Origin of the sequence: Alkalibaculum sporogenes (assembly GCF_009362815.1) — a bacterium.
Classification (GTDB): Bacteria; Bacillota; Clostridia; order Eubacteriales; family Alkalibacteraceae; genus Alkalibaculum_A; species Alkalibaculum_A sporogenes.
Window position 1 is genome coordinate 118,561 of the sequence record NZ_WHNX01000006.1, and the last position, 26,585, is coordinate 145,145.

A 26,585-nucleotide genomic window follows, 5' to 3' on the forward strand; every position below is an offset into this window, starting at 1 on the left:
TTGGGGGATTACTATACTATTTATTTGTTTAGTTTCATAGTTGCTTGTTTTATTATCTATGATAGGTATAATAAATGGACTAATAATAAAAAAAGTGTAAAAAAGCTAATAGATACTTGGGGGATAGGAGATTACGAAAAATACCATGAAGGTGATTTTGAAAATATAGCTACTTTCTTTAATCATAAGATGTCTGACAAATTCTACATTGATGATATTACGTGGAATGATTTAGAATTTGATGAGATTTATAAGAAGTTAAATCATACCATGAGCAGTGTTGGAGAAGAATATCTCTATTATTTGCTCCGTACGCCTATTTTTAACCAAGATACATTAAAAAAACGTAATATTAAAATGGAAGAATTCGAATTAGATGCACAAAATCGTATAGCTCTTCAAAAAACATTACAGAAACTGGACAAAAAAAGAAGTATGTCTATATCAGATATCGTATATGGCACTATGAAAGACTATCGTGGGACCCCTATACTTCTAATTAGAATTCTTTCAATCATATCTATACTTTGGCTGATTTCTATTTTAATATATCCTGAGATAGGATTAATATTTCTTTTTACCATATTTCCACTTAATATGTTGATTCATTATAGTTCCCGCAAACAGATTGAAAATAATATAAGCTCTATTAAATATGTAGTAAATCTAATTGTTACTTCAAAAAAATGTATTCCCTATATTACTGATAAAGATGTTCAAAGTCAGTTAATAGACTTATATAATAATGCAAAGATCTTAAGTAGTATACGGTTTAAATTCCTTTATCCTTCGAATGCTTCGGAAGATCTCTTTGGAGCTATCTTTGATTACTTACGCATTATAACTTTATTTGACTTATTTATGTACAGTAAAATGATTCGACTAATATCTGACAAGAAAATATATATAAAAGAAATATTTGAAGTTTTAGGAGAGTTAGATGCATTAATATCCCTAGCATCATATAGATCAGGGTTAGAAGAGTATACTACGCCAATTATTCATACTAAGGAGGATGATTTCCTGAGATTTGAAAAAGCGTATCATCCGTTATTGACAAAACCAGAAAAAAATACATTGAATAAATCGCAGTCTATTCTAATCACAGGTGCAAATGCTTCTGGAAAGTCTACTTTTCTTAAGACTATAGGAATAAATCAAATCTTTGCACAAACTTTTTACACGGTATTAGCTACTTCTTATGAATCTAAATTAGTAAAAGTATGTACGGCTATGAGTGTAAAAGATAATATTTTACAAAATGAAAGTTACTATATTGCAGAAATAAAAGCCGTTAAACGAATCTTAGATGAAGTGAAAAAAGAAGACGGAAAGGTGCTGTGTATAGTAGATGAGTTGCTAAAGGGTACTAATACAAAAGAGAGAATAGTAGGGGCATATCAAATTTTAGACTATTTAAGTAATTATAGTTATGTGTACGCTGCAACTCACGATATAGAACTTACAGATTTATTAAAAGAAAAGATGGATAATTATCATTTTCAAAGTGAAATTACTAATAATGATATTTACTTTGATTATCGAATTAAAGATGGAAAGTCACTAGATACTAATGCTATCGAGTTACTGAGAATTTTTGATTTTAATGAAGAAATAATCAGTAGATCTAAAGCTATGCTAAAAGCCATGATATAGTCAATATAAGTTCGGTCTAGACTTTATGGATATTATAAGATGAATTTTACAAGGAGGATATATGAAATTAAAATTAATATCAATTACTAAAAATTTTGGTGAAAAAAGAGTACTCAAGAATATCGATTTTGAATTTGATCAAGGAAAAATTTATGCCTTATTAGGTAGAAATGGTGCAGGGAAGACGACACTTTTTAATATTGTAGCAAAAGAATTAGAACAAGACGAAGGTATGAGTCTACTTATTGAAGAAGATGGTAGTGAGCGAGAATTGTCTACTGAAGATTATTCTTATATGTACTCAACGCCGATTCTCCCAGGGTTTTTAACAGGTTATGAGTTTATTAAATTTTTCTGGGATATTAATGAACAACGTGTTGATTCTACGAAAACTATTGATGATTACTTCGATATGATTCAACTAGATGAAGCAGATCGACACCGTTTAGTAAAAGGTTATTCACATGGAATGAAAAATAAACTACAGATGATGATGTTTTTAATTGCTAGCCCAATGGTTATATTAATGGATGAGCCTTTAACTAGTCTAGATGTAGTAGTTGCATCAGAGATTAAGAATCTCATCCGTTCTATTAGGTCTGATCATATTATTTTATTTTCAACTCATATGCTACAATTGGCCATGGATCTTTGCGATGAGATAGTAGTACTACATAATGGTGCATTACGTCTAATTGACCATGAAATGCTTAAAGATCCGAATTTTGAAGCAGAGGTTGTAGACATTCTTAGGGAGGTAGAAGATGTTTAAGACTTATCATTGGCTCTCAAAAATGGGAACAGCTAAAACAATTAACGGGTACATATACTTCTTCAGAAAAATCCCCTTTATAAAAAAAATATTTCGTAGTGATACTTTTGATTATCCAAATTTAAAGACATTCATTGGAGGTATATCATTCGTATTATCTTTTATAATAGCGATATTTAAAAGTGCTATGTCTCTTGGAGTTGTGGTACTTATTATGTTTTTATTATTAGGTGATTTTACCATCATGCAAGAAGGATTCCAAGTTGCCATATTTTTCTTTTATTTTTGTTTTGGGCTAATAGTTCCAAAGGTCCTTTCTAAGGAGGTAAGTAACTTTTATAATATATGTGTATTTAAAGCCAATCCCACGAATTTAGGTCTAAGCTTAAGTTTAATTAGTAGATTGATTCAATGTTTTGGACGTACACTTATTTTTATTTTGATATTACCGATTTTTGATATTAGCATTTTATCTGCAATTATAATAAGCTTGTTATGTCTTGGTGGTCAATTAATAGGTGAGGCAGGATATTTATGGCTTTATAAAGAGAAAGGTAAAGCGCCAAGTTTGAGTACAGCTTATATGATAGTATTAATTTTGATAATTCTTATTTGTGCAGGTGTACTTCTAAAAGTAGGAATTTATGGTGATATCTTAACTCATTATATCTCAATAATTTTTATTACAGGATTAACTGGCTTGTCTTGGTACTATATTTTAAATTATGATCATTACAATGAAGCATTTGCAATGGTAGCACGTAAGGAGTATTACGATGTGATGTTAAACCCTGGTGCTGTAACTTTTTCTAATGTCGAGTTAAAAAATTCAGACTTAAGTATAAGCGAGACGAATGAAAAGACTGGTTATTCTTTGCTAAACACTATTTTTTTCAGAAGACATCGTCGTATTTTAATAAAACCAGCTCTAATAAAGAGTGCAGTTTGCACATTAATTTTCATTTTTGCTTTGATTTATGGGCTTTTGTTTAATAGTAGTCATGTAAAAGAAGGTATTAATATAGTTATTAATCAATATACAATGTTTCCATTCTTGCTTTATATGCTTTGTAATTCCGAAAAAGTAACACGAGCAATGTTTTTAAACTGTGATTTTAGTCTTATGCGCTTCGGCTTTTACAAAGAGAAAAAGGCATTGCTAAAGATGTTTAGTTTAAGGCTTCGTGATGTTGCCCTGATAAATGCAATTATTACATTAACAATCTCAGTAGGTTTAATTTTACTAACGAGTGTTTTTGCATCAGATGCACTTATGGCAATGGTTCTTGTCACAATTATGACTATAGTATTAGGGTTGTTTTTTACTGTTCATTACCTTTTTATCTATTACATTTTTCAACCATATACAGAAGACCTTAAAACCAAGAGTCCTATGTATGGAGTGCTAAAAGGAATAGTTTATTTCCTTTGTTGGATTATGATAGGGGTTGAATCCCCACAAACAGTTTTGCTGCCGATAATAATATTGTTTTCAGTGCTGTATACTATTGTCGCACTCGTTGTCGTATATACTAAAGCGCCTAAGACTTTTAGAGTAAAATAAGTTATGTTAAGTAGGATACAGTTAAAAAAGACGACTTTTAGTCTATTCTAAAAAGTCGTCTTTTTTTTATTATCGCGAAGTAAAGAGCCAAGTGGCTGCTTGCAGACGTTTGGCGACTACTGCGTAACCGCGAGAAACTCGCAAAGCGCGTTTCTTGTGGTTATTAGTAAGCTTTTACCCTATAGAGTACACTTCTAGAAATAATATAAGACAGAAAAAGAACTCTCAATTGTATCTTGACATATATAGATTATCTACATATAATATATATAGACAATCTATATATAGGAGGTAAACTATGGCTATTGATAAAAGTCTTTTAACTGGAGGTACTACGATGCTTTTGTTAAAACTCTTAGAGCAAGAAGACATGTATGGCTATCAAATGATAGAGGAGTTAAAGAAGAAATCAAAAAATGTATTCGAGTTAAAAGCTGGTACTTTATATCCACTACTCCACACTATGGAGAAAAAGGGATTTGTAAATTCATATGATGAAGAGGCTAATAATTCTAGGATAAGAAAATATTATAGTATCACAAAAGCGGGAAAGCAAGCATTACAGGATAAAAAAGATGAATGGCAAATATATGCTGCAACAATAAACGATATTATAGGGGGAGTAAGCTTTGCCTATTGATAAAACATCAGAATTTATAGAATCAGTACGCCAACAAATAAGGTGGAAAAAAGCACAGCCTGTAGTAATAGAAGAAGTTGAAAATCATATTGCAGACCAGAAAAATGCATTCATTCAAGATGGGTTGAATGAAGACAAAGCCCTTGATAAAGCAATTAAAGAAATGGGAGACCCTATAGTGGTTGGAGAACAGTTTAACAGTATTCATAAACCAAAGCCTGATTGGGCAATTCTATTACTTATCAGCAGTCTCTTTATATTAGGAATCCTTATTCAACTGTATTTGTTTCGCAACAATGATCTAAGTAGTAATAATATTTACGGGCAGTTACTAGGAATTTTAATCGGTATACCAATATTTTTTATTGCTTATTTATTTGATTTTACCATTATAGGGAAGTATCCTAAAATCATATTTTCATTTTTGTTTATCTTAAATGTCTATTATATTATTGAAGGAAATCGTGTAAATGGAGCTATTACAGATACTATATATCCATTGCTATTATTCCCAACGGTGTATGCTGGTTTAGTATATAGTATGAGAAATAAAGGTTATATAGGGATTTTTATATGTAGTGTTGCATTTCTTATACCTGCTAGTATTGCATTCGTATCACCAAGTATGAGTACACTTTTACTATTATATATTTCCTGTCTCACTATATTGACAGCTGCAGTTGTAAAAGGATGGTTCAAAGTTAAAAAACTTTTAGGACTACTTTTTATCTACTTGCCAACTTTGTTTGCTTTTATCTCATTAGTGTATTATTTTACTATATTTAGTTATCGTGGTGAAAGGATAAAGATATTTTTTTTAAACGATAAATCTATGGGAGGTGTGAATTGGATTACAACACAGATTCATACACTCCTATCCAATTCAAAAATAATTGGTACAGGTTCACCCATTGGACAAGAAACTATCCAAATTGCTGAAAGTATGCCTGCTATTCATACTGATTTTATACTTACATATAGCGTATATAACTTTGGTTGGATTGTGTTTGCTGGTATTTTACTACTATTTGCAGCTCTGATTATACGTGGTTTTATTATTACGGCAAAACAAAAGAGTGTATTAGGTTATTTAACTTCCTTATCAATTATTACAACCATGATGGTACAATGTATTATATATATATTTGCTAATTTAGGATTAATGATATTTACACCCTTATCATTTCCATTACTCTCATATGGGGGTAAGTACTTAGTTGTAAATATGTTTCTTCTTGGTTTACTTCTTTCAGTATTTCGTACAGGTGATTATGTGAGAGATAAGAAGGGTATATTAGTGGGAATAGTACCATTTATACAATATGATAATGGTACTATTCATATCAACTTAAAAAGTAAAACAACAAAGTAAAACAACGTACATATTGTAACCTGTAATGAGAAGGGAGATTGTTAAAGTGAAAAAATTAATGATATTGTATCTAGCAATTTTCTTTATTATTATTTTATCATCTTGTTCTATACCAGCAAATGATGAAATAGACAACAAAGCACAAGTATTTACTCTTGATGAAAAAAACAGAGTTGTATATCTGAACTTTGCAATTGCTAATATGGATCAATTAGACGATTATACAGATAAAAAAATTTCTGCTTCTATAGCATTAAGTATCTTAGATAAAGACGTATACACGAAATTTCCCAAAGATGTGCAAGAGGAATTAGAAAATATAAGGTGGAATTGGAACAAAGGTTATATTCCTGCAAGTGGTATCATTGCATATTAGGTAGGGGGAAAGGAAAGGATATATATTCAGAAAGTCAAAAATACAATAGGTATTATTACAAAATATATGGTAAAATCCGGTCTTAGTATAGTATTAGGCAGAACCAGGTTATTGTATTGTATCCATTTAAAAAAGATAAGTTATGATTTTCACATATTTCTGTAACGATGATTGTATGGCTTTCAATACAAGGATACATTCTTTCCGTATGCCGGCAGGGTTGTGAAGGATAGGTGCAATTATCACATAAGGCACAAGATTCCGCTGTAAGTATGAGTATATTTTGTTCTTTTTCGAAAACATTTTTCTTTATCTCATTTACTATTTGTATATGTTCTTTTCTAGTCGATAGCATCTCGTCCATATTTAAAATATCGCTTACTTCAGAAATAGTACTAAAAATAAAGGCATTCTCATATCTAGCGCATCTTGCTTTACATTCTTCAAGTGTTCCAACGGCAGGAGGACAAGACCATGATTTACCGTATTGAGGACATTCGCTTTTACATATAGTTCTTATATTCGGATAAAACCCCAGCTCAGATGTATCAAAAAATGCATATTCAAATATAGGGTATTTAGTAATATTCTTTTCAATGACTTCTTTTGTAATCATCTATGTATTTTCCTATCAAGGTATTTGTATTAGCTTTTGTCAAAAAAACAGATTACTTACGTTACTAATTGATTTATTTAATTATACCATAATATAATATATGGAGAACAGAACTATTCGTCTGGTGATAACTACACTGTTAATGCTAATGTGATATTTACAGCACTATGGGAGGAATATTTACAAGATACCTCCCAAAATATAATAATTGGATATTGTGAATCTAGCATATAGACGGAAGAATAGCGACTCAAAGGAATCTTGACATTCAGAGGAGTGAATAAATCGCTAAATTAAACACCTAACCTAGTGATTAAAATCAAAGGAGGTAAACTTTATGGGAGTATTAACTGAACTTCCTAATATTGGAGAAGTGATTGAAAAACAGCTTAATCTAGTTGGGATTATGACATATGAACAGCTAAGGGAATGTGGCAGTGAGCAGGCTTGGCTTAAGATACGGCTAATAGATTCTTCTGCCTGCATCCACCGGCTATATGCGCTAGAGGGTGCAATACAGGGAAGAATGAAGAGTTTGCTACCACCTGAAACAAAAGAAGAGCTGAAGGAGTTTTATAATGCATTTAGCAAATAAATAAAATCCTTATCCTATTGAAGAAGAGAAATGATTATCTGTTAATTATTATCTTATTAATGTGATACCACATGTGTAGTATATAGTAATGATGACATTAGTAGAATTAAAAATGCACAAAGACATTAATGAAACTAAACTTACAAGAGTTATAATATGGAGGAAAAAGCAGATGAACATTCGATTAGAAAATATTAATGATTGGTTTGAAGTTGAAAATTTAACTCGTGAAGCATTTTGGAATGTATATCAACCAGGCTGTACTGAGCATCTCATTGTGCATAATCTGCGAAGTCATCCAGCTTTAGTAAGTGACCTGAGCTTAGTAATCGAAGATGACAGTAAGAGAATTATTGCACATATTATATATTGTAAGGCAACTATTTTATCAGATAGCGGAGAAAAAATAGAGATTCTTATGTTCGGCCCTGTCAGCGTATTGCCAGAATTTCAACATCGAGGCTTTGGAAGGAAGATAATAGAGTACTCTTTGCAAAAATCCAAAGAATTGGGATATGGAGCGGTTGCAATTACAGGAAACCCTAAATACTATCGTCGATTTGGTTTTAAAAGTGGTTCGGAGTTTCAGATTTATTATGCTAATTTACCTCGTACTGAAGAAGCTCCTTTCTTTATGATAAAAGAATTGGTGGAAGGTTTCCTCGATGAAACAGTGGGTAAAATCATAGAACTGGATGATTACACTGTATCAGATGAGGCTGTGGAAGAATTTGACCTAAAGTTCTCTCCAAAGATTAAAGAAAAACGTCCAGGTCAACTTGTGTGAATTGGATGGAGTAACAAATCAAGAAATAACGAACGCAAAGTGTAACTTAAATTTCTCTATAGTTATCAGTTCTTCATGGATTACATTTGAAAATAAGAACTTAGGGCAGGTTATTAACCTCTAAGCTCATATGCTATTTATCACAGTAACGTTTCTCCTTTTAGTGAGAAGGTATTCAAGGGATTCTACGATCTTCCAAATAAAGTTTTCTGATTTTCTGAAGTAGTTCATCCTTATTGTTTAAACTTATATAGATTGCTGGTTTAGGAAATCTGTTAACTCATCTAAGGGGCAAATGGAATTTTGTGCACCTACTGTTTGTGCGGCAAGAGCACCACAGGCATTACCAAATTTCATGCACTTTCGGATTGACCATTTGTTAGCTATACCATATGCAAAACCACCGTTAAAGGCATCTCCTGCAGCTGTTGTATCAATAGGTGTTATTTGAAATGCATCTAGGGAGATTTCCTCTTTTCTATTATAAAAATATGAACCCTTTTCTCCCATGGTAATACAGACATTTTTTACACCCCGTTCTAGGAACCACTCTGCGTTTTTACGTTTCCAGTTGTCTATATCCATATTTTTTCGCAGTAAACCTGTGTAAACTTCACTCTCAGTCTCATTCGGTGTAATATAATCTACCAATTTAAATATATTTTCATCAAGGGGCAGAGCAGGTGCTGGATTAAGGATAGTTATGATACCAGCAGCCTTTGCTATTTCAAGGCCATAGGTAACCATATCAGAATTAATCTCATTTTGTGTAATGAACACCTGGGCAGTGGCAATATCCTGGGCGGCAGAATCCACAATATCTTTAGTAATTGTTTTATTTGCTCCTGGTGCATAAACAAGCATATTGTCACCGTTGAAGTCTACGATAATTGAAGCGCAACCAGTACGGTGTGTTGGTGAGATATTTAAATAGCGAATGTCAACCCCTTTACTTGCTAGTCCTTCACGGACAACAATCCCCTGTTGATCCGATCCGGTACTTCCAATGAAGTAAGTTTGAGCGCCCAACATTGCTGCTTGTACGGCTTGATTAGAACCCTTTCCCCCTACATACATATCAACACTAAAGCCTTCTACTGTTTCCCCAACATCAGGAAGAGTTGTAGATTTGGCGACAATATCATAATTAATACTTCCTAATACGAATATTCTTATACTCATAAAAATATACTCCTTTCTATTTTAATTATAAAATTCTAGTATTTAGATGCTATTCAATTTGGTTTTTCTTGCATTTTTATTGGAAAGCTTGTGTTTAAAGTTGGTTGTTGAAATAATCAAGTAGTTTATGTTATCAATTTAAATAAACAAACACAGAATAATTTCATTTTATACTACATATTAATTAAGTAGGTAGTACTAATACTTCACAGCATAATTTAAATTATCATTTTGTTGTTGATGGCTTGGGAAATACGTGGTGTTCTATTGTTATAATTGGAAGCCAACCAATTTTGTAGTATAAATTATAAGTGAGGCAAATTATTCTATAGATTCTATTCCTACTCTCACACAAATAGAACAAACCGCTTATCTTATTTATCTATAAAAAAAACAAGAAAAACAAGTGTGTTAGAGATTAAATTATTTGCAATTTACTCACATCAAATGACTTTTCCATTTCAATACTGGGCATCTAAAATATCAGTTGGTAACACGAATTACCTTAGGTAATTATAGTAGCAATATATATCTAATCAATATTATATCCCATACATAATCCAATTGTCTCACATATTTAATCCATTTATTATTATCTAAGCCACTCAAATATCTATTGTTAGGGCTTAATTTGATGCTATAAGGAGGTGAAAATTGTAGTTGCAACATCTTTATTTATAAGAAACGTTTAATATAATGGGTTTCTAATTAGTTATAATACTATGTTATTAATTATAAGTTATTTGAGGGGTAAGGGTATTAATTGTTTATAGAATTGGCTATAGTTTTATTACAAATATCTAAGATTTAAGATTAAAAAGGGGGAATTTATTGTGAAGAGAAAATTAATTGCTGCGATATTAGTAGGATTACTAACAGTTACAGCTGTAGGGTGTGGAGCAAAGACTCCGGCAGATGACTCAAAGGATAAGCCAACAATAGCTACAGAACTTGCAGCAGCTGACGTCGCAGAACAGGGTTTTGACTATTATGACGGAGCGATGCAGTACAAAGACGTTGTGGATGAACTAGGTCCAATTCCAAAGCTTGATAAAGAGTTAAAGATAGGTTATGTATGTAAAGCTTTTGAAAATGAGTTCTGGAGAATGCAAAAAGAAGGCGCAGAAGCAGCGCTTAAGCCTATGAATGATCTTGGAATTAAATATACAATAGATGTCCGTGCAGCTCAGGGTGAAACAGATGAACAAGGTCAGCTAGCTGTACTTAATGACATGATAAACAAGAAATATGATGGAATTCTTATGTCACCTATTTCTGAGGGTAACCTCGTGCCTGGAATTGAAAATGCTATCAAATCAGATATTGCTATGACCGTTGTAAACGATGCATTTATGCCGCATATAGGAGTTACAGTTGGTGCTTGGCATCTGCAGGCTGCTGAACTTGCTGCAGAATGGGTGAATAAAAATATAGGTGGCGAAGGAACGGTAGCTATTGTTCAGGGACTTCCTAAGGCACCTCCAGCAAGAACAAGGACTGAAGGATTCAAGAACTGGTTTGCAAACAATAATCCAAAGGTAGAGGTAGTAGCTATACAAAACGCTGACTGGGATCGTATGAAGGCAAAAGAAGTTGTTGATATATGGATGAAACAGTACCCTGATCTTAAGGCAATCTACGCAAATAACGACACAATGGCAATGGGTGCTCTTGAAGCTGTTAAGGCTGCTGGAAAACTTGAACAGGTTCTCGTAGTCGGAACAGATGGTACGAGTGAAGCTCGCAAGTCCATCAAAGATGGAGAATTGGCTGCAACAGTTGACTCATTCCCATACTTTATGTCACAGATTGGAACTGAGATGTTAATTAGAAAGATGGCCGGTCAGGATGTTCCTAAGGTAATCTACTCCCCACAGGCTGTTATTGACAAAACAAATATTGATGTTCAAGCTGAAGAAATAATCGGTTGGACTGGATTTGGAGAAAAATAATTCTGTATCAGTATTGTCCGGAGCGGTTTCTAAACAACTGGTCCGGACATACTTTTAATGTAATTTGTAAAAAGGGGGGAGCTGGACTTGGAGGATTATATAAAGTTTCAAAATATTACAAAGATATTTCCAGGACAAAGAGCGCTTAATGATGTTTCATTCCATATCTGCAAAGGCGAAATTCATGCACTAATTGGAGAAAACGGAGCAGGTAAATCCACCTTACTTAATATACTCCATGGGATGTTTTCTGCAACAAAAGGGAAGGTATTTATCAATTCAGAGGAGGTCAAATTTACAAGTGCATTTGAAGCAATTCAAAAAGGAATTGTTAAGGTACATCAGGAGATTAATGCAATACCTGAATTGACTGTAGCTGAAAATTTAATGTTAGGTAATGAGATTATTAAATGTGGATTTATTTTAAATAAGGATCAGATGATAAAAGAAACTCAAGAATTGCTAGATAAGCTAGGATGTAATTTTTCCGCGAAGGAGAAAATGAAAAATTTAAGCACTGGTAAAAAGCAGATGGTCCAGATTGCTAAGGCTTTATATATAAATGCAAAGATAATCTCTTTAGATGAACCTACGGCTTCCCTTAGTGATGGTGAAGTCAGAATACTCTTTAAAATTATTAATGAGCTTAAGGCTAACGGTATCACAATTTTATATATTAGTCATAAACTGGATGAAATATTTGAGCTTTGTGATAGAGCAACTGTTCTGCGAGATGGAGAATATATAGCAACACTAAACATAAAGCAAACTACAGAGGATGAGTTAATAAGGAGTATGGTTGGCAGGGATGTTTCCATGTTTGGACAAAGGATTAAGCCTTTCCGTGTTGAGAAAGATAAGACTGTTCTTAAGATTGAGAGTCTAAGCGGAACTGCTGGATTTAAAAATATTAACTTTGAATTAAAGAAAGGTGAAATTTTATGTTTTTTTGGCCTAGTAGGTGCTATGCGTACAGAGGTAATGCGCGCAATTTTTGGTGCTGATCATGCAACTGGTGGAATGATATATCTTAACGGTAATACACTTGATAATAGCTCACCTAGTGCATGTGTAAAAGAGGGCATAGGGTTAATATCCGAGAATAGGAAAGAAGAAGGATTTGTAAAGAATCTTACTAATTCTGATAATATTGCCTTGGCATCTATACAAAACTATATGAACGGTTTTTTTGTTAACAGACGACTCAAGGAGAAAAACGCTGTAAGAGTAGGTGAAAAGGTAAAGCTAAATCCAAATAATCCTGATTTTATGACTTCGAATCTCTCAGGAGGAAACGCTCAGAAGGTAATTCTGGCGAAATGGTTGTCCACTAATGTAGATGTTTTAATCATGGATGAACCTACTAAGGGAATCGACATTGGAGCAAAGGCAGAGATATATAAACTGATGGAAGATCTGCTTGAAGAAGGAAAATCCATTATTATGGTCTCATCTGAACTTACTGAGGCCATGGGTATGAGCGATAGGATTATAGTCATGCGCGAAGGAGTGATTGTTGCAGAGTTTAATAGGGATGAATTTGCTGAAGAGAGAATCATCACTTATGCAGTGGGAGGAATGAAGAATGAAGAAGTTTTTTAAAGATAATAGCAGAGAGCTAAGTGTTGTAGTCGCAATTGTAATTATGTTTGTTGCTTTCGGTATCATACAACCTATTTATTTATCAGCCAATAATATAAGAGACATTATTGAGCAGGCAACAATATACGGCCTTATGGGTATTGGCATTACAGGTGTCATTATTACCGGAGGAATAGATCTTTCTGTAGGCTCTGTTTTAGCACTGGTTGGCGCTGTAGTAGCTCAGATGACTGTTGCAGGCGTACCGCCTGTCATTAGTATAATAATTGGTCTTGCATTTGGATTTACATTGGGCATTTTCAACGGTATATTAATTACCAAGTTTGGTCTACAGCCCTTTATCGCTACAATGGGAACAATGGCTATCTACCGCGGTCTTGCTTATGTTGTGACTAAGGGGTATCCAGTACTGGGAGTTCCAGACACGTACCGAAAATTGGTGGATGGGGAGATTTTGCCGTATCTTCGTGTGTCAGTTATTCTTTTCTTCTTGTTTGCTGTATTAATGTATATCATCCTCAAAAAAACCAAATTGGGCACCTATGTTCATGCCATAGGAGGTAATGAGGAAGCTACTAGGCTGTCTGGTGTAAAGGTAAACAAGTATAAAACATTGATTTATGGCATTGCCATGTTGGGTACTGCACTTGCAGCAATGATACAGATTGGTAAGCTAGGCACTGGAGACCCTACAACTGGGCAGGGGTACGAACTAAATGCCATTGCTGCAGCTGCTATTGGAGGCACCAGCATGGCAGGAGGACGTGGAACTGTACTTGGAACTGTACTGGGTGCAATTCTGTTTGCAGGGCTTAAGGTAGGACTTATTGTTATGGGCGTAGATACATTTTATCAGTATATTGCAACTGGTTTAGTTATCGTTATCGCATCCTATATTGAAGTTGTTCAGACCCAGATTTCAAATAAAACAGGTTTATTAATGAAGATTTTTTCAGGAAAATCAAGTAACAAAAGTGGGAACGCTTGATTCTAATAATGAAAATATTAACTTATGAAATAAGAATACTACAGTTAATTGGAATTGAAATTAATTAAATTATTTTAATTACACTGATTAGAGGTGATGAAATGAGCAATAGAAGTGTAATAAACCGGAGAAATATAATTCTCAAGAGGCTAAACGTGAATGAAAGAGTATTAATTGGTGAATTAGCTTCATCTTTAAATGTCTCTGTTGAAACGATTCGTAAGGATTTAATTGCTATGGAGCAGCAAGGTATCCTTAAGCGAGAGCATGGAGCTGCTGTACTAATATCAGAAAACGAGGAAGAAGCTATTGAATTTAGGAATATGGATAATCTTGAAATAAAGAATAGAATTGCCCATGAAGCACTCAAGTATATACCTAAATCAGATAATACCATTATAGCCATAGATGCAGGAAGCACCACTTGGTGTCTCGCTAGGTTATTAGCTCAAAGAAGCGGGCAAAACATAATTACAAGCTCTATACCAGTAGCGGAGCTCTTCAATAAAGATACCAATAATGTTTACATGTTAGGTGGTTTGGTTCGGCAAAAGGATAAGTCCGTTTACGGTCAGTGGACCCTCAATTGTATGAATAGCGTAGGAATATCAGTATCAGTGCTTGGTTCAGGGGGCACAAGGAGTATGGGTGGCCTGTGTGCAGTTACTTTTGATGATGCTGATCTAAAGCGAGCAATGGTTAGGAATAGTGAGTTCTCAATTGCCCTTTTGGACAGTTCAAAATTCCAAAAGCGCTCACTGGTAGAGGCAGTCAAATGGGAGGATATTGACTACGTCATAACAGATAGCAATATTGATGAGGAAGAACGAGTAAGGCTGTCAAAGAGGACGAAACTCATTGTAGTTTAAATGAAGAATGGATGTACTATATTTTGAAATAAAAGGAGAATATTTATGCTGAATTTGCCAGAGGACTTTATAAACCAACCTGTATTTATCTCCGAGATCAGAAAAACATTTGAAAGCTTAAATGTGGATGAAAAACAGAATTTAGTTCTATATCTCATCGTTAATGAAAATTGTGAGTATCGCAATATAAACATTAGCATACCTAAAGTTGACATTTCAAATAAACAGCTTATGGATTTAATTGAACGATATATCCTGGCAAACTTGAATAATCTTTTAATCTCCTTTGGAGGGGTTAAGCTTAAAATCTATTTAAACATGGATGACAGGGCCTTGCTTGCAATTGTAAAAAGTTCAATTGATAAATTCAATATTGATGTACCGAAGAACAATAGAAAAGGGTATGGCAGTTACATAAACTACATAAATAGAATAAACAGTTTATTGGGAATAGATAAATTTTCAATAGATTACATAGATATTTCTAAATATAAAATTCCAGAAGGTGTAAAGGAGTATAGGATATATAATCCTCAAAATAGGAGCAAAGAGCTTGAATATTTAATAAGGGGTACAGTAGAACTAAAAGGAAGATCGTTTTGTGGTATAGATATTGGGGGAAATTCAATTAAGGCTGCTGCTGTGGTAAACGGAGAAATTGAATTATTAAAAGGCTATCGATGGTTTCCAGATGATTATAAAACAGCTGATGAAATAAATAACCCGGTCCTCTTATTAATTAGGTTTCTAAGTGCGTACATCGTTTATAAGTATTCCTATAAAGACGATCCACTATCTTTAGGTAATAGTGAAGTTTTTGAAGAAAACGCTTCGTATAAATGTATTGAAAAATATACAAAAGATATGGAAGCACTTATAAATAGTGATACTCGTATATTTGACGGAGTTGTTATTGGGTTTCCTGATATAGTCATAAGAAACAAGGTAGCTGGTGGAGAGACTCCTAAACAGAGGGGAATAAGAAACAATTCGGAAATAGATTATGACCAAGAATTTCTAAAGATGTCTCATCTTGATATACTTGCGAAGCAGTATATCAAGGAAAATGGAAAGGTTAGAATATTAAATGACGGCAATATCGCTTCCTATGTAGTATCGGTAGAGCACGCTTTTTTGGACGAGAACAGTATCGGAAATAGTGGTATGTTTGCTCACACAATAGGCACTGATATTGGAACAGGTTTTATCTCAAGAACCGGCACTATTCAAGATATTCCTTTGGAATGTTATCAGTATGTCATAGATTTGGGGAGCCTCAATGAAAGCCGATACGTTCCAGAAGATGCTCGTAGCATACGCAATCTTAACACCAGTATTTCTGGATCTGTTCAAAAGTACGTTAGCCAGGTGGGATTAATTAGGTTGGGGATTAAAAATATCCAAAATGATAACCCGAAGATTTACAGTAGCCTGTTTGAAAAAGGATATCTTCAATATAAGCAAATAGGGGGGCAAGAGGCTCTAGTCATACCCACTGAACCGGTTGATAAAAGAGGTGAATTGACAAGGTATTTGATTGAACTTCTTAATAATGGAAATATGGAAATAGAAAAAACCTTCTTACAGATGGGGGAAATGATGGGCAAAACAATGGAAGAAATGAAGTTTTTCTTTTATGAGATACCTACTACCCGTCTTATAAGTGGAGGCATTTTAGCAACGGACATATGCTTCGACCTTTTTCACAAGGGGTTAAAAGTAAAATACCCAAAATATGAAATTCAAAGACTGGATGAAGATGTTATTAAATCACCTCTATTAAAAAAACTGAATAAAAAAAATAGGAATTATATATCGGCTGTAGGCGCTGTCTACATTATTAATAGAGAATTCATATAAAATCATATTCTTAACTTTGAGAGTTCATGGAGGGGGAGACAATTGCTAATATTAAAAGGGATTTCAGTACCCACAGTATGGGGAGGCCAGAAACTCTATTCTTATGGCGGAGATAAAAACATTACACAATTAGGTCAACTTTATACTGTTGCTGCTAATGATGGACTAAGCAGCATTATCTTAAACGGAAAATACAAGGGTGATAATCTGCGTAATATCTATAAAAGTTTCCCTGAAATTTTTGGCAAAAGTAGATATACAGAATTTCCTTTATTAATTGGATTTGTTGATGCTAAAGAAGACTTAAGTTTACAGGTACATCCGGACAATGAATATTGCAGGAAATATGAAGGAAAGGAAATTGGCAAATGCGAGTCGTGGATTTTTCTGGATCAACCTGCTAATAAATATATCTATAATGGGTGTAAAGTGAAAACAAAAGAAGCTGTACAGAAAAATATTGATAATACTGCCTGGAACAATATTATTGATACCTTATCCGTAGAAAAAGATCAGTATGTTTATGTAGAAGCAGGGACGTTGCATGCATTAACTTCAGGGTCATTTGTATATGAAATACAACAATCAACGAATATAACATATCGATTTTATGATTATGACAGAATAGACAGTTTAGGAAATAAACGCCCTTTACAATTGAATAAAGCTCTAGATGTTCTGGATGTAATGAAAAGGTCTGAAGCCACAGATCTAAAATTAGGTGAAACAAAAGAGGAGCCATATTATAGTATTAAACTCTGTGAGTTACAAGGTCAATTTAAAAACGATACAGACATTTTTATTTGCGTAACATTATTAGAGGGTAGAACAACATTCGAAGGTGTTGATCTTCATAAAGGAATGAGCTTTATTTTATTTATGGGTGAAGAGGTCGCTATTGAGAATAAATTAAAATGCGTAATAGCTTCAGTAAAGTAAAAAATAGAGACTAAAGATTGTATTTCTATTTTCAAGCATATTATTTTCTGTAATTTGATTCGACGACATTGAAGGCTATATGACACGATCGAAAGACATTCTTACATTGACATTTATATAAGACTTAAATATAATTAATTTAATATTATGATGCTCGATGAAAGATTCCTGACACAATAATGGAGGGAATTAAGATGAATAATAACTTAAATATCTCTTGGAAAAAAATTTATGACTTTACTTTGTCATGTGGAAATGTGCATGAACTAAAAGCCTTTTCCGTAAAGATTCTATCTGGTCTTGAGTCTTTGTGCGAGTTCGACCAGTCCTTGGTCTATTTTTTTGATGGAAACGGCAAGGTATGCAATCAATATTTGGCAAACATTGATAAACAATGGAGTACACTCTACCTTGAATACTACTCGAAAACTGAGAATGGTCGATACGGTCTAATAAAAAAAATGAGTGAAGATCCTTCCGTACCTACTATCAGTGTTAGGTCATGGAATGAGGAACCTACCACTGAATTTGTTTCTAATTATATTCGTTCTCGTGGACTTAAGTACTCCTTGGGTTTTGTTCTGTATGATATAGATGGTAAACCTAGAACGTTATTTGCCTTGGATAAGACAAGAGATCAAAAATTTAGAGATAATGAGTTGACAATGATACGCTTAGCGGTTCCTCAATTAAATAACCTTCATAAGAAATTCTTTTGCCAGCAGACAAGCAGGCAAAATATGGATAAAATTTCTTGGGAAACCACAAACCTGACGCCAAGAGAGACCGAAATTGCAAATCTGTTGTGCCAAGGGGTTTCTCCTGCTATTATTAGTAAATCTCTATTTATCTCCCAGTCTACAACATATAAACATATTGCTAACATCTATGATAAGATGCATGTTTCCACACGACAAGAACTTCTAGTCCGATTGCTGGGCTAAGTAGATGAGTATGTCTCTTTATAAATATATTTATAGGCGATTGTATTTTACTACCATTGAATTTGGATTCCCATAAATTTTCAACATTATATATTGTCTATTACTGCGTGCAGATTTTTACTGCACGCTTTTTACGTCCTATGTTTTTGAGTCTTTGCTTTTCTATTGCTCTATATTTTTGATTTGAAATATAATCCCCTAGTGAAACACCTATGGGAATGGTTATAACTTTTACGACCAATAAATAGAAATTAATAATTAAAAAGAGGAGAAAGACAATGCCAAGGGCAGAAAGAAAGAAGAGTGCAATAGGAATCTAACATATTAGGTTACTGGAAATTAAATGAGTATATATTTATCGAGATGAACTAAATTAGGGTAAATTTTTAGAGATGATGGAAAAAGTAAAATCTATACGCATACTGTTTTAATGAATAATTATGCTCATTGAAAGAAAAAAAAATATCTATTAGTGAAATCATAAGAGACGCTTCTAAAGTAAATAAGAACACTGGACACTTTGAAAATTAATTGTAATTAAATATTTTATTACAATGACATATCAAGTATATCATAATATAAATTTTTTTTATATTATTAAAATTAATAATATTTAATACATAAGTTAGCTAATTTCAGTAGAAATTTATTTTTGATATAGTAAAGATGAACAAAAAATGAAAAGGATTACACCGTCTCGTTAACAAAATTCGTTCATGTTTCAAACGGACACCATCCACTTGAAGTAGGCGCGAGTTCGTACGTATTTAAGTTGGTGGATAGTAACCTAAAAAATAAGGAGGAATATGTATGTCAGAAGAAAAGAAACAAGTCGAAATCAATAAGGATGATAAAAAAGTTCAAGCATCCAAAATGAAAAAGGGAAGGAAAACAATCGCATATCTTCAAGAGAAGAAGGATAATGGTGAGAAACTTGTACAGATGTGTCCAGCCCAAAGAGATCAGTATTTTACTATGGCCGCTGAGATGGCAGGTTGCGACATCTGTCGCCTAACGGTTCCAGCCGAGAACACATTAATGTCAATTGAACACGCACCCTGGTGGATCCGCACCGTCCGTAATGCTGCGAAGCTTATTCACATCAATTTCTATATGCAGACCCCGACCTTCTGCTCCAAGGAAAAAGCTCTAGAGTATGGCTCCATGTACATGGCTGAAGGCGCTGATTCCCTACTCCCTATGGGCGTTAGTAATGAGACCTTGAAGTACATGGCAGATAATCATCTAGTCGTGTTCGGTCACGTCGGTGCACTGTCTGGATGGCAAACGAGTAGACACGGCGGATACAAGCGCTTGGGCAAGACCGCTGAAGACGCTATGGATGTCTTCCGTATGGCTTATGAGTATCAGGAGAACGGCATGATGGCTATGACCATTGAGTTGACTCCTATCGAAATTACTAACGCCATTGCCAAGAAGCTACGTGTGCCAGTGATTTCCATTGCTGCAGGTGGCGCTGCTGATGGTTGCGAGATGGTGGATTTTGACACCTTTAACATGATGCCTTCGCCTGTTTCTCATGCTAAAGCTTATGGTGACTTTTTCAAGTGGGCTGCTGGCGCATACGGCGGGTGGGCTAATGACGTCCGTACCGGTGTATATCCTGAGGATAAACACGGCTTCCACATGGAGGAGAAAGAACTCGACAAATTTATGAATACATTGGAGCAAAAGTACACAGTAAGATAAAAAAATAAAAACATAATACTCAATGACGGGATCACCTTTACTTACAATCTCTGCTGATATCTTAATTGGCAGAGATTCTTTATAAAGTATCACAGAGTGATGAATTATAAATTATAACAAAGGGGGATATTATAATGGAAAAATTATATGTTTATGATGACAAATATCAAAAATCAAGAGGTATGGATTTGAAGATTGCAGAAAGCAATAAACCTATAATGGAAGTATTAAGTTTAAAGGGGAAAACAGCTATAGTGACTGGTGGCGCAAGAGGATTAGGATTTCACGTTGTAAATAGACTTTGCGAAGCAGGTGCAGAAGTGATGATCGTAGATATCGCCATCGAATTTGCTGAGGATGCTGTAGAGTATTTTACGAACAAAGGTTACAATGTTAAATTCAAGGAAGCGGATATAAGATACATTGATCAAATCAACAATGCCGTTGCAGCAACCATTGAAGCCTTTGGCAAAATTGATATCTTAGTGAATAATGCTGCAATATGGAGCATGAATAGATTTTTAAATATGACTGAAGAGACTTGGGACGATACTATAGATACAGATTTAAAAGGAAATGTTTTCTTCTGTCAAGCTGTTGCCAAAGAAATGGTAAAACAGAATATAAAAGGTAAGATTGTTAATATAGCATCAGTAGCTGGTTTATCCATGGAATCTCCTTATGGATTTTTGCCTCATTATTCAGCGTCAAAAGGTGGTCTGGTATCTATTTCTCAGTCCCTTGCAAGAGAACTAAAACCTCTTGGAATTACAATTAATTGTGTTTTACCGGGTGGAATGCTTACACCAGGGGCATTACACACAGAAGGTATGGATGCCTCCATGTATGAGGTACATCAGAAATCACCTAGAACACCATTAACGCAAAACCCTGATGATGTAGCTCGTGTAGTATTTATGATGTGTACCGATGTATCAGCATTCATGCATGGGTCTACTGTGGTAGCTGATGGTGGTGCTAGATTAATGATACAAGAATAATTATGCATAGTGCTACTGTTTTTGCAGATGGTAGCACTTATAAATAAAATATCTGTAAAATGAATAGGAGATAAAATTATGAACAGAGCTCGTAACACTGTGATTTCAACAATTTTCATGACTGTAATAGCTATTGGTTCTTATATATCAATACCTGTATACATTGTACCATTAATGCAAAAATTGCAGGTAGGAGTCGGTCAAATAGCCCTGTTATTTACTTTTGCTGGATTTGGAAGCTTAATAACATCAATGTTTATAGGACAATTAATTAATAAATTTGGTGCTAAGGTAGTAGTAGTCTCAGGAGGAGTATTGCTAGGTGGATTTTTTATAATATTAGGATTTATTAATAGTATCGTTGTTCTATATGCAGCGTCAGTACTATTTGGAGTATCAACTATATGTGCTGGTTTTCCAATCGCTCAAACGGAAATCAATTGGTGGTATCAAAAAGGTACTGGTAAAATAATAGGTTACCTCAGTACTGCAGTTGGTATCGGTGGAATGGTTTTCCCAGTATTAATGGCTAAAATTATAGAGTTATTTGGAGTGTATGTTGCTGCAGTTGGTCAAGGGGCTGTTGTCGGAGGAATTATCGTATTAATTGGTTTATTTGTCATTTCTGAAAAACCAGAAAAATATGGTCTTAAACCAGTTGGGTATGAGGAAAGTAATAATCAAAAGAATACGAAAGATCAATCGGAACCTAAATTTACTGTAAAACAAATTCTGGGAACACCTCAGTTTTGGATGATCGTAATCTCTATAGTATTTATTAGTACTGCTAGTACGGGATTCAATAATAATGCTTCAGCACTATACCAAAGTAAGGGTATTACTGCAGTAAATGCTGCGTTAATGATATCTATAATGAATGGTGCCAATTTTATTGCAGCACCATTGTATGGTACGCTTATGGATAAAATAGGATACTTAAAAGCGACAACATTATTTGGATTAATAGTGGCTGGCATATTCTTTGCTTCTACTGTGTTAACTGGTTTTATAGGCGGAATTATTATCGCAGCATTGATGGCATTTAAGACATTTAATAGCATGATGGGACCAATCACATTACCCAAGCTATTTGGACGACAGGAAGCAGCAAGTCTTGTTGGTTTTACTTCCGCAGCACAAAGCGTAGGAGCCATGATCGGGGCACCCATAGCAGGGTATATATTTGATACTACAGGCACATATAATGCATGGATGATCACTGGTGGAGTGTTAACTCTTATAACCATATTACTTGTAATGCTTGGTGCAGGGGAGAAGGCAGTTGCAAACATAAAAAGAAAGCAAGAAAAATTGAATCAAGAAGCCGTTTAAAACAGTAGTTATAGTAATATTATAAATTCTTTAATACAGGAAATATCAATACAATGACTTCCCTTGTATTGATATTTATTTAAGGTAGATGTCTAAAATATAATTAGAAAGTCAAACGTTGGCATAAATTTTTATGTAGGGAAGAAGCAGAATTTTTAACAGGTGTAGATTTTCTTGTTGATGGTGGTGCCACTACGGCTTTATTAATTAATCAATTTGATTAGATAAAAACAGAGTTTATGCTAATTTGTACAATTAATATTAGGTGCAAAATGAAAAGACGGAGGAGAAGTAAAAAATGAAAGATTATTTTGGATACAAAGACAAAATTTGCGTTGTAACAGGTGCTACATCTGGAATGGGTAAAGCAACCGCAGAAATGTTAAGTAAACTAGGGGCAAAAGTTTATGCTATAGGACGGAATAATAAGGTTGAAATTGAAGGTATAGAGAAATTTATTCAAGCTGATTTAAACATTAAAGATTCCATTGATAAAGCATTTACTCATATACCAGATTCAATCGATTCATTTTTTGGTATTGCTGGTGTTTCCGGTATGAAAAATGATTTCAATTCAACAGTAACCATCGATTTCATAGCAAACAAATATATTTGTGAAAATTACTTGACGAAGCGGATGAAAGAAGGAAGTTCTATAGCATTTATTACTTCAACAGGTGGAATTGGTTGGGAGAAAGATGGGAATAAAAAAGAATATATGCCTTTAATTAAAGCAAAAGCATGGAAAGAATCTGTAACTGCATTAGAAGGTATGGAACTAAATGCATTACCAGGTCCATTAGGGTATGCATTTGCTAAACTTGCAATGAACTATTATGTTGCATATTTACAAGAGATATTCGCTTCAAAGCACATCAGAGTAAATGCAGTATTACCTGGAGCGACGGATACGGGCATAAAAAATGAATTCAGTAAGGCAGTAGGGGGAGATGAAAACTTGCTAAAATTTACTGGTTTTGCAGGTCGTTTAGCTGAATCTAGTGAAATGGCCGAGCCGGTAGTATTTTTGAATAGTAATATGGCTAGGTATGTATCTGGAGAATTGCTAATCGTGGATTATGGAACATCAATTTGTACTCAAGCAGGTATTCAAAACGATCCCATGGGTGGGGCAACTTTTGATAAGATTAAGCTGAAGTTTGTGAGAAAATAACTTATTTACATACGATCACAGCACTAAGAGTTGAAGCAAATTTGAGATAGCTATAAGCAGATTTCAAGTTCAATCTAATGGTAACTTCTAAAATATTAAAGAAGATTCTAGTAATTACATTACTGATTTTTATACCGCATTACTTGCGCACAGTACGCTTTCAGTGAAACAATTCGAAGAATTGTATTGGCCATATCTCAAAAATTACATCGATCAGATTGTGGCTGCCGATAAAACAATTTACATATATTGTGAGAGTACAATGAGTAGATTATTTGATTACTTTAGTGACTTTCCAAAAGGACATATAATACTTCATCTTAAAGTTGACGATTCATACGAGATTCGAAATAAATTTCTAATATCTGTATAGTTGGAGCAAGGGCTATTGATCCTATAGGAAATGATATCTGAAACTATAATTATAAAAGAGATGCTTTATCCTATATTAACAGGGCACTAAGACTCTCGTCGTAGGTTGCGGGCACCAACTCATTTTGCACAATGTATATAACAGATGCTGCTTATAATCTTATGTTAAAGGAGGAGTACTCATTAATTTCGCATCCATGGCCGGCAATTTTTTTACTCTAGATAACGGAACTAAGGAGGTTTTTGACTCTTGTTATGAGAGCGGATTCCTTGGCAAGCTTTATAGTTTTAGCAACATCAAAGGCGGATCTGAGTATGATAGTTTGAGCTTATTGTGTAAGTAAAGCTTTTGTATTGTACTATACCAAGAAGAATACTATACGATTTGCTGAAAAAGATACTACTCTTAAGCACGCAAATGAGAGTGTTTCACACTCTCATTTTATAATCTTATTAATTTGGAAGTCAGAGTTGTACTTATATTTTTATATAGTATTATGTAGAGTACCTAACTTAGAGAGCAACCGTCTCTTCTTTTACTAGATAAAAAAATCTTTGAAATGAACTATCGTGCGATAACAGTTCATCCAGTCTACCTGTTTCAACTATTTTCCCGTTTTCCATATAAATAATTTCATCATACATTCGCAGAATATCATTATTCATATTATGTGTTATGGTAAGTAGTGTGAGATCTTTAAGCTTTAATAGTCTGTTCTCTATATCATATGCATTTTGCATATCAATTGCTGCAGTACCCTCATCTAGAATAAGAAATGGTTTGTTTTGAATCAGTGCCCTGGCAATTGCTATTCTCTGCCTTTGCCCACCTGATATATTACTACCGTTTTCTCCTACACTGGATTCTAGACCATTAGGTGTAAGATTAATGAACTTATTTACTCCACTTACTTCCAAGACGTGTTCAAGCTCGTTCTGTGAAAAGGATTCATACAAATAGATATTCTCCTTTATACTGTCATCAAACATATATACATTCTGATGAATCACAGCTATCATTTTATTAAGCTTTTCTGTATCAAGTTCACAAATATTGGTACCATCATAAGTAATACTACCTTGAAAGCCTGAATAACAACCTGTAAGTAATTTAATCAGTGTTGATTTCCCGCAACCGCTGTGTCCTACTATTGCATATTTTTTATTTCTCTTAATCGTTAGATTTATATCGACAAGTACTTTTTGATCTCCATTATACGAAAAGCTAATATTTTCAGCTTTTATATATTTTTCAAAGGATGGTTCGTGGGTTCCGATAAATGAGGTAACCTCATAGTTTGAAAAATCATCAAGTCGCTTTAACACAGGCTTTACACCCTGTATATGAGGAAGACTTTGCATAATTATCATAAGAGGATTTACAAAAGAACTGCTAAGCTGGATAAGAGCAAGAAGTGTACCAGCAGATATTTTTCCTACTATAATAAGATATGCTCCAATAAAAAATCCTGAGAACAATGTAAGATATGCCAATATCTCAGATAGGCTTTCACTGGCAGCCATCAGCTTGTCAGCGCGAAATCTTGCTGTCACAGCTTCATTGTTTTTATCATTGAACTGTGTTTGGATATGGCGACCTATATTATATGATTTTATAACTTCATAACCTGAAAGCACATCTTTGATTTTTGTGGTAAGAATTGAAAGTTGTTTTGAGAGTCTGTCCTGTCTGTCTTGTAATCCTTTTCCAAAAATGGCAGGAACAATCAGCATGAGTACAAAACATCCTATTAGAAATAGAGCAATAATTGGACTTATTATAAAAAGAACGACCAAAGCACCTATAAATATAACAGCGTTCTGTAGTAGTGTTAGAAGGGGAAGTATCCAGCCTTCTTCAATTAACTTTATATCATTTGTAAAGGCAGAGATGTAATCAGCTGTATTGACCCTTGCAAAATCTTCCTTATTCCTCCTAAGAATCCCGTCAAATACCTTTTTTCTTAGTGCCTGCACTATATTGCACACTAGACGTTTGCTGCAGATGGAGTAAATATAGCTGATAAGACCCAAAATTATCAGATATAATACAGATTTTATAACCACGATTTTGAATGCAGATAAATCTCCACTAAGAGCAATATCGGTGACATTTTTTAAAATAATGGAAATATATACGTATGCAATTGAACTAATTATGCTTAAAACAATTGTAATTAAAAGTAATAGTTTGTTTTGTTTTAAAATTGAACCCATAAAAAACCCTCCTATATATTAGATGAAAATCAAATATTTAATATAATCATAATACAATAACGTTA

23 protein-coding genes are annotated in these 26,585 nt (G+C 33.8%); 20 read left to right on the top strand and 3 right to left on the bottom strand.

Annotation, left to right across the window (positions count from 1 at the left end):
* From GC105_RS05400 to GC105_RS05425, 6 genes are all read left to right on the top strand, one after another.
* Positions 1–1,656 carry a MutS-related protein gene (locus tag GC105_RS05400; RefSeq protein WP_152802502.1) on the top strand — a complete coding sequence of 552 codons (1,656 nt, stop codon included), beginning with the start codon at positions 1–3 and terminating at the stop codon, positions 1,654–1,656.
* A gap of 61 nt (positions 1,657–1,717) precedes the next feature.
* Positions 1,718–2,428, top strand: a complete 711-nt coding sequence (locus tag GC105_RS05405) for an ABC transporter ATP-binding protein (protein ID WP_152802504.1) — start codon at positions 1,718–1,720, stop codon at positions 2,426–2,428.
* Positions 2,421–3,992 (top strand): hypothetical protein, encoded by a 1,572-nt coding sequence (locus GC105_RS05410; protein WP_152802506.1) that lies wholly within the window; start codon positions 2,421–2,423, stop codon positions 3,990–3,992. The genes GC105_RS05405 and GC105_RS05410 overlap by 8 nt, the downstream gene beginning before the upstream one ends.
* 298 nt (positions 3,993–4,290) lie before the next feature.
* Positions 4,291–4,632, top strand: coding sequence for a PadR family transcriptional regulator (locus GC105_RS05415; RefSeq protein WP_152802508.1), 342 nt, complete (start codon positions 4,291–4,293; stop codon positions 4,630–4,632).
* A complete protein-coding gene (locus tag GC105_RS05420; protein ID WP_152802510.1) occupies positions 4,622–6,004 on the top strand; it encodes an FtsW/RodA/SpoVE family cell cycle protein in 1,383 nt (460 codons plus the stop codon). Before GC105_RS05415 ends, GC105_RS05420 begins: the two co-directional genes overlap by 11 nt.
* Positions 6,005–6,050: 46 nt before the next feature.
* The gene (locus tag GC105_RS05425; RefSeq protein WP_152802512.1) at positions 6,051–6,380 is read left to right on the top strand and encodes a hypothetical protein; all 330 of its coding nucleotides are present in this window, start codon (positions 6,051–6,053) and stop codon (positions 6,378–6,380) included.
* Positions 6,381–6,462: 82 nt separating this feature from the next.
* Here GC105_RS05425 and GC105_RS05430 read toward each other — a convergent pair whose 3' ends face one another.
* Positions 6,463–6,996 (bottom strand): DUF2284 domain-containing protein, encoded by a 534-nt coding sequence (locus GC105_RS05430; protein WP_152802514.1) that lies wholly within the window; start codon positions 6,994–6,996, stop codon positions 6,463–6,465.
* A 337-nt stretch (positions 6,997–7,333) separates the two neighbouring features.
* Here GC105_RS05430 and GC105_RS05435 point away from each other — a divergent pair, with 337 nt between their 5' ends.
* Together GC105_RS05435 and GC105_RS05440 are read left to right on the top strand one after the other, a co-directional pair.
* Positions 7,334–7,591, top strand: coding sequence for a TfoX/Sxy family protein (locus GC105_RS05435; RefSeq protein ID WP_152802517.1), 258 nt, complete (start codon positions 7,334–7,336; stop codon positions 7,589–7,591).
* An 88-nt stretch (positions 7,592–7,679) separates the two neighbouring features.
* Positions 7,680–8,378, top strand: a complete 699-nt coding sequence (locus GC105_RS05440; protein ID WP_207706940.1) for a GNAT family N-acetyltransferase — start codon at positions 7,680–7,682, stop codon at positions 8,376–8,378.
* 246 nt (positions 8,379–8,624) lie between these two features.
* Here GC105_RS05440 and GC105_RS05445 read toward each other — a convergent pair whose 3' ends face one another.
* Positions 8,625–9,560 carry a ribokinase gene (locus GC105_RS05445; RefSeq protein WP_152802521.1) on the bottom strand — a complete coding sequence of 312 codons (936 nt, stop codon included), beginning with the start codon at positions 9,558–9,560 and terminating at the stop codon, positions 8,625–8,627.
* Positions 9,561–10,393: 833 nt separating this feature from the next.
* Here GC105_RS05445 and GC105_RS05450 point away from each other — a divergent pair.
* From GC105_RS05450 to GC105_RS05505, 12 genes are all read left to right on the top strand, one after another.
* The gene (locus tag GC105_RS05450; RefSeq protein ID WP_207706941.1) at positions 10,394–11,512 is read left to right on the top strand and encodes a substrate-binding domain-containing protein; all 1,119 of its coding nucleotides are present in this window, start codon (positions 10,394–10,396) and stop codon (positions 11,510–11,512) included.
* 87 nt (positions 11,513–11,599) lie between these two features.
* Positions 11,600–13,114 carry a sugar ABC transporter ATP-binding protein gene (locus tag GC105_RS05455; protein ID WP_152802523.1) on the top strand — a complete coding sequence of 505 codons (1,515 nt, stop codon included), beginning with the start codon at positions 11,600–11,602 and terminating at the stop codon, positions 13,112–13,114.
* A complete protein-coding gene (locus GC105_RS05460; protein WP_152802525.1) occupies positions 13,098–14,102 on the top strand; it encodes an ABC transporter permease in 1,005 nt (334 codons plus the stop codon). The genes GC105_RS05455 and GC105_RS05460 overlap by 17 nt, the downstream gene beginning before the upstream one ends.
* Positions 14,103–14,203: 101 nt before the next feature.
* A complete protein-coding gene (locus GC105_RS05465; RefSeq protein ID WP_152802527.1) occupies positions 14,204–14,971 on the top strand; it encodes a DeoR/GlpR family DNA-binding transcription regulator in 768 nt (255 codons plus the stop codon).
* 231 nt (positions 14,972–15,202) lie between these two features.
* Complete coding sequence (locus GC105_RS05470; RefSeq protein ID WP_193708291.1) at positions 15,203–16,831, top strand: acetate and sugar kinases/Hsc70/actin family protein; 1,629 nt, start codon at positions 15,203–15,205, stop codon at positions 16,829–16,831.
* Between the two features lie 42 nt (positions 16,832–16,873).
* Positions 16,874–17,770 (top strand): type I phosphomannose isomerase catalytic subunit, encoded by an 897-nt coding sequence (locus tag GC105_RS05475; protein ID WP_152802531.1) that lies wholly within the window; start codon positions 16,874–16,876, stop codon positions 17,768–17,770.
* A gap of 194 nt (positions 17,771–17,964) precedes the next feature.
* The gene (locus GC105_RS05480; protein ID WP_193708292.1) at positions 17,965–18,714 is read left to right on the top strand and encodes a response regulator transcription factor; all 750 of its coding nucleotides are present in this window, start codon (positions 17,965–17,967) and stop codon (positions 18,712–18,714) included.
* Positions 18,715–19,524: 810 nt separating this feature from the next.
* On the top strand, positions 19,525–20,424 hold the full coding sequence (locus GC105_RS05485; RefSeq protein ID WP_152802535.1) for a 3-methyl-2-oxobutanoate hydroxymethyltransferase: 900 nt from the start codon (positions 19,525–19,527) through the stop codon (positions 20,422–20,424).
* A 134-nt stretch (positions 20,425–20,558) separates the two neighbouring features.
* Positions 20,559–21,425, top strand: coding sequence for an SDR family NAD(P)-dependent oxidoreductase (locus GC105_RS05490; protein ID WP_152802537.1), 867 nt, complete (start codon positions 20,559–20,561; stop codon positions 21,423–21,425).
* Positions 21,426–21,503: 78 nt separating this feature from the next.
* Entirely contained in the window at positions 21,504–22,757 is a 1,254-nt protein-coding gene (locus GC105_RS05495) for an MFS transporter (RefSeq protein ID WP_152802539.1), read from the top strand.
* A gap of 298 nt (positions 22,758–23,055) precedes the next feature.
* Complete coding sequence (locus GC105_RS05500) at positions 23,056–23,931, top strand: SDR family oxidoreductase (protein WP_152802541.1); 876 nt, start codon at positions 23,056–23,058, stop codon at positions 23,929–23,931.
* A 163-nt stretch (positions 23,932–24,094) separates the two neighbouring features.
* On the top strand, positions 24,095–24,304 hold the full coding sequence (locus tag GC105_RS05505; RefSeq protein WP_152802543.1) for a hypothetical protein: 210 nt from the start codon (positions 24,095–24,097) through the stop codon (positions 24,302–24,304).
* A gap of 512 nt (positions 24,305–24,816) precedes the next feature.
* On the opposite strand, the gene GC105_RS05510 is transcribed toward GC105_RS05505, so the two are convergent.
* Positions 24,817–26,520: an ABC transporter ATP-binding protein gene (locus GC105_RS05510; protein WP_152802545.1), complete on the bottom strand. Its 1,704-nt coding sequence runs from the start codon at positions 26,518–26,520 to the stop codon at positions 24,817–24,819.
* Between the last annotated feature and the right edge of the window lie 65 nt (positions 26,521–26,585).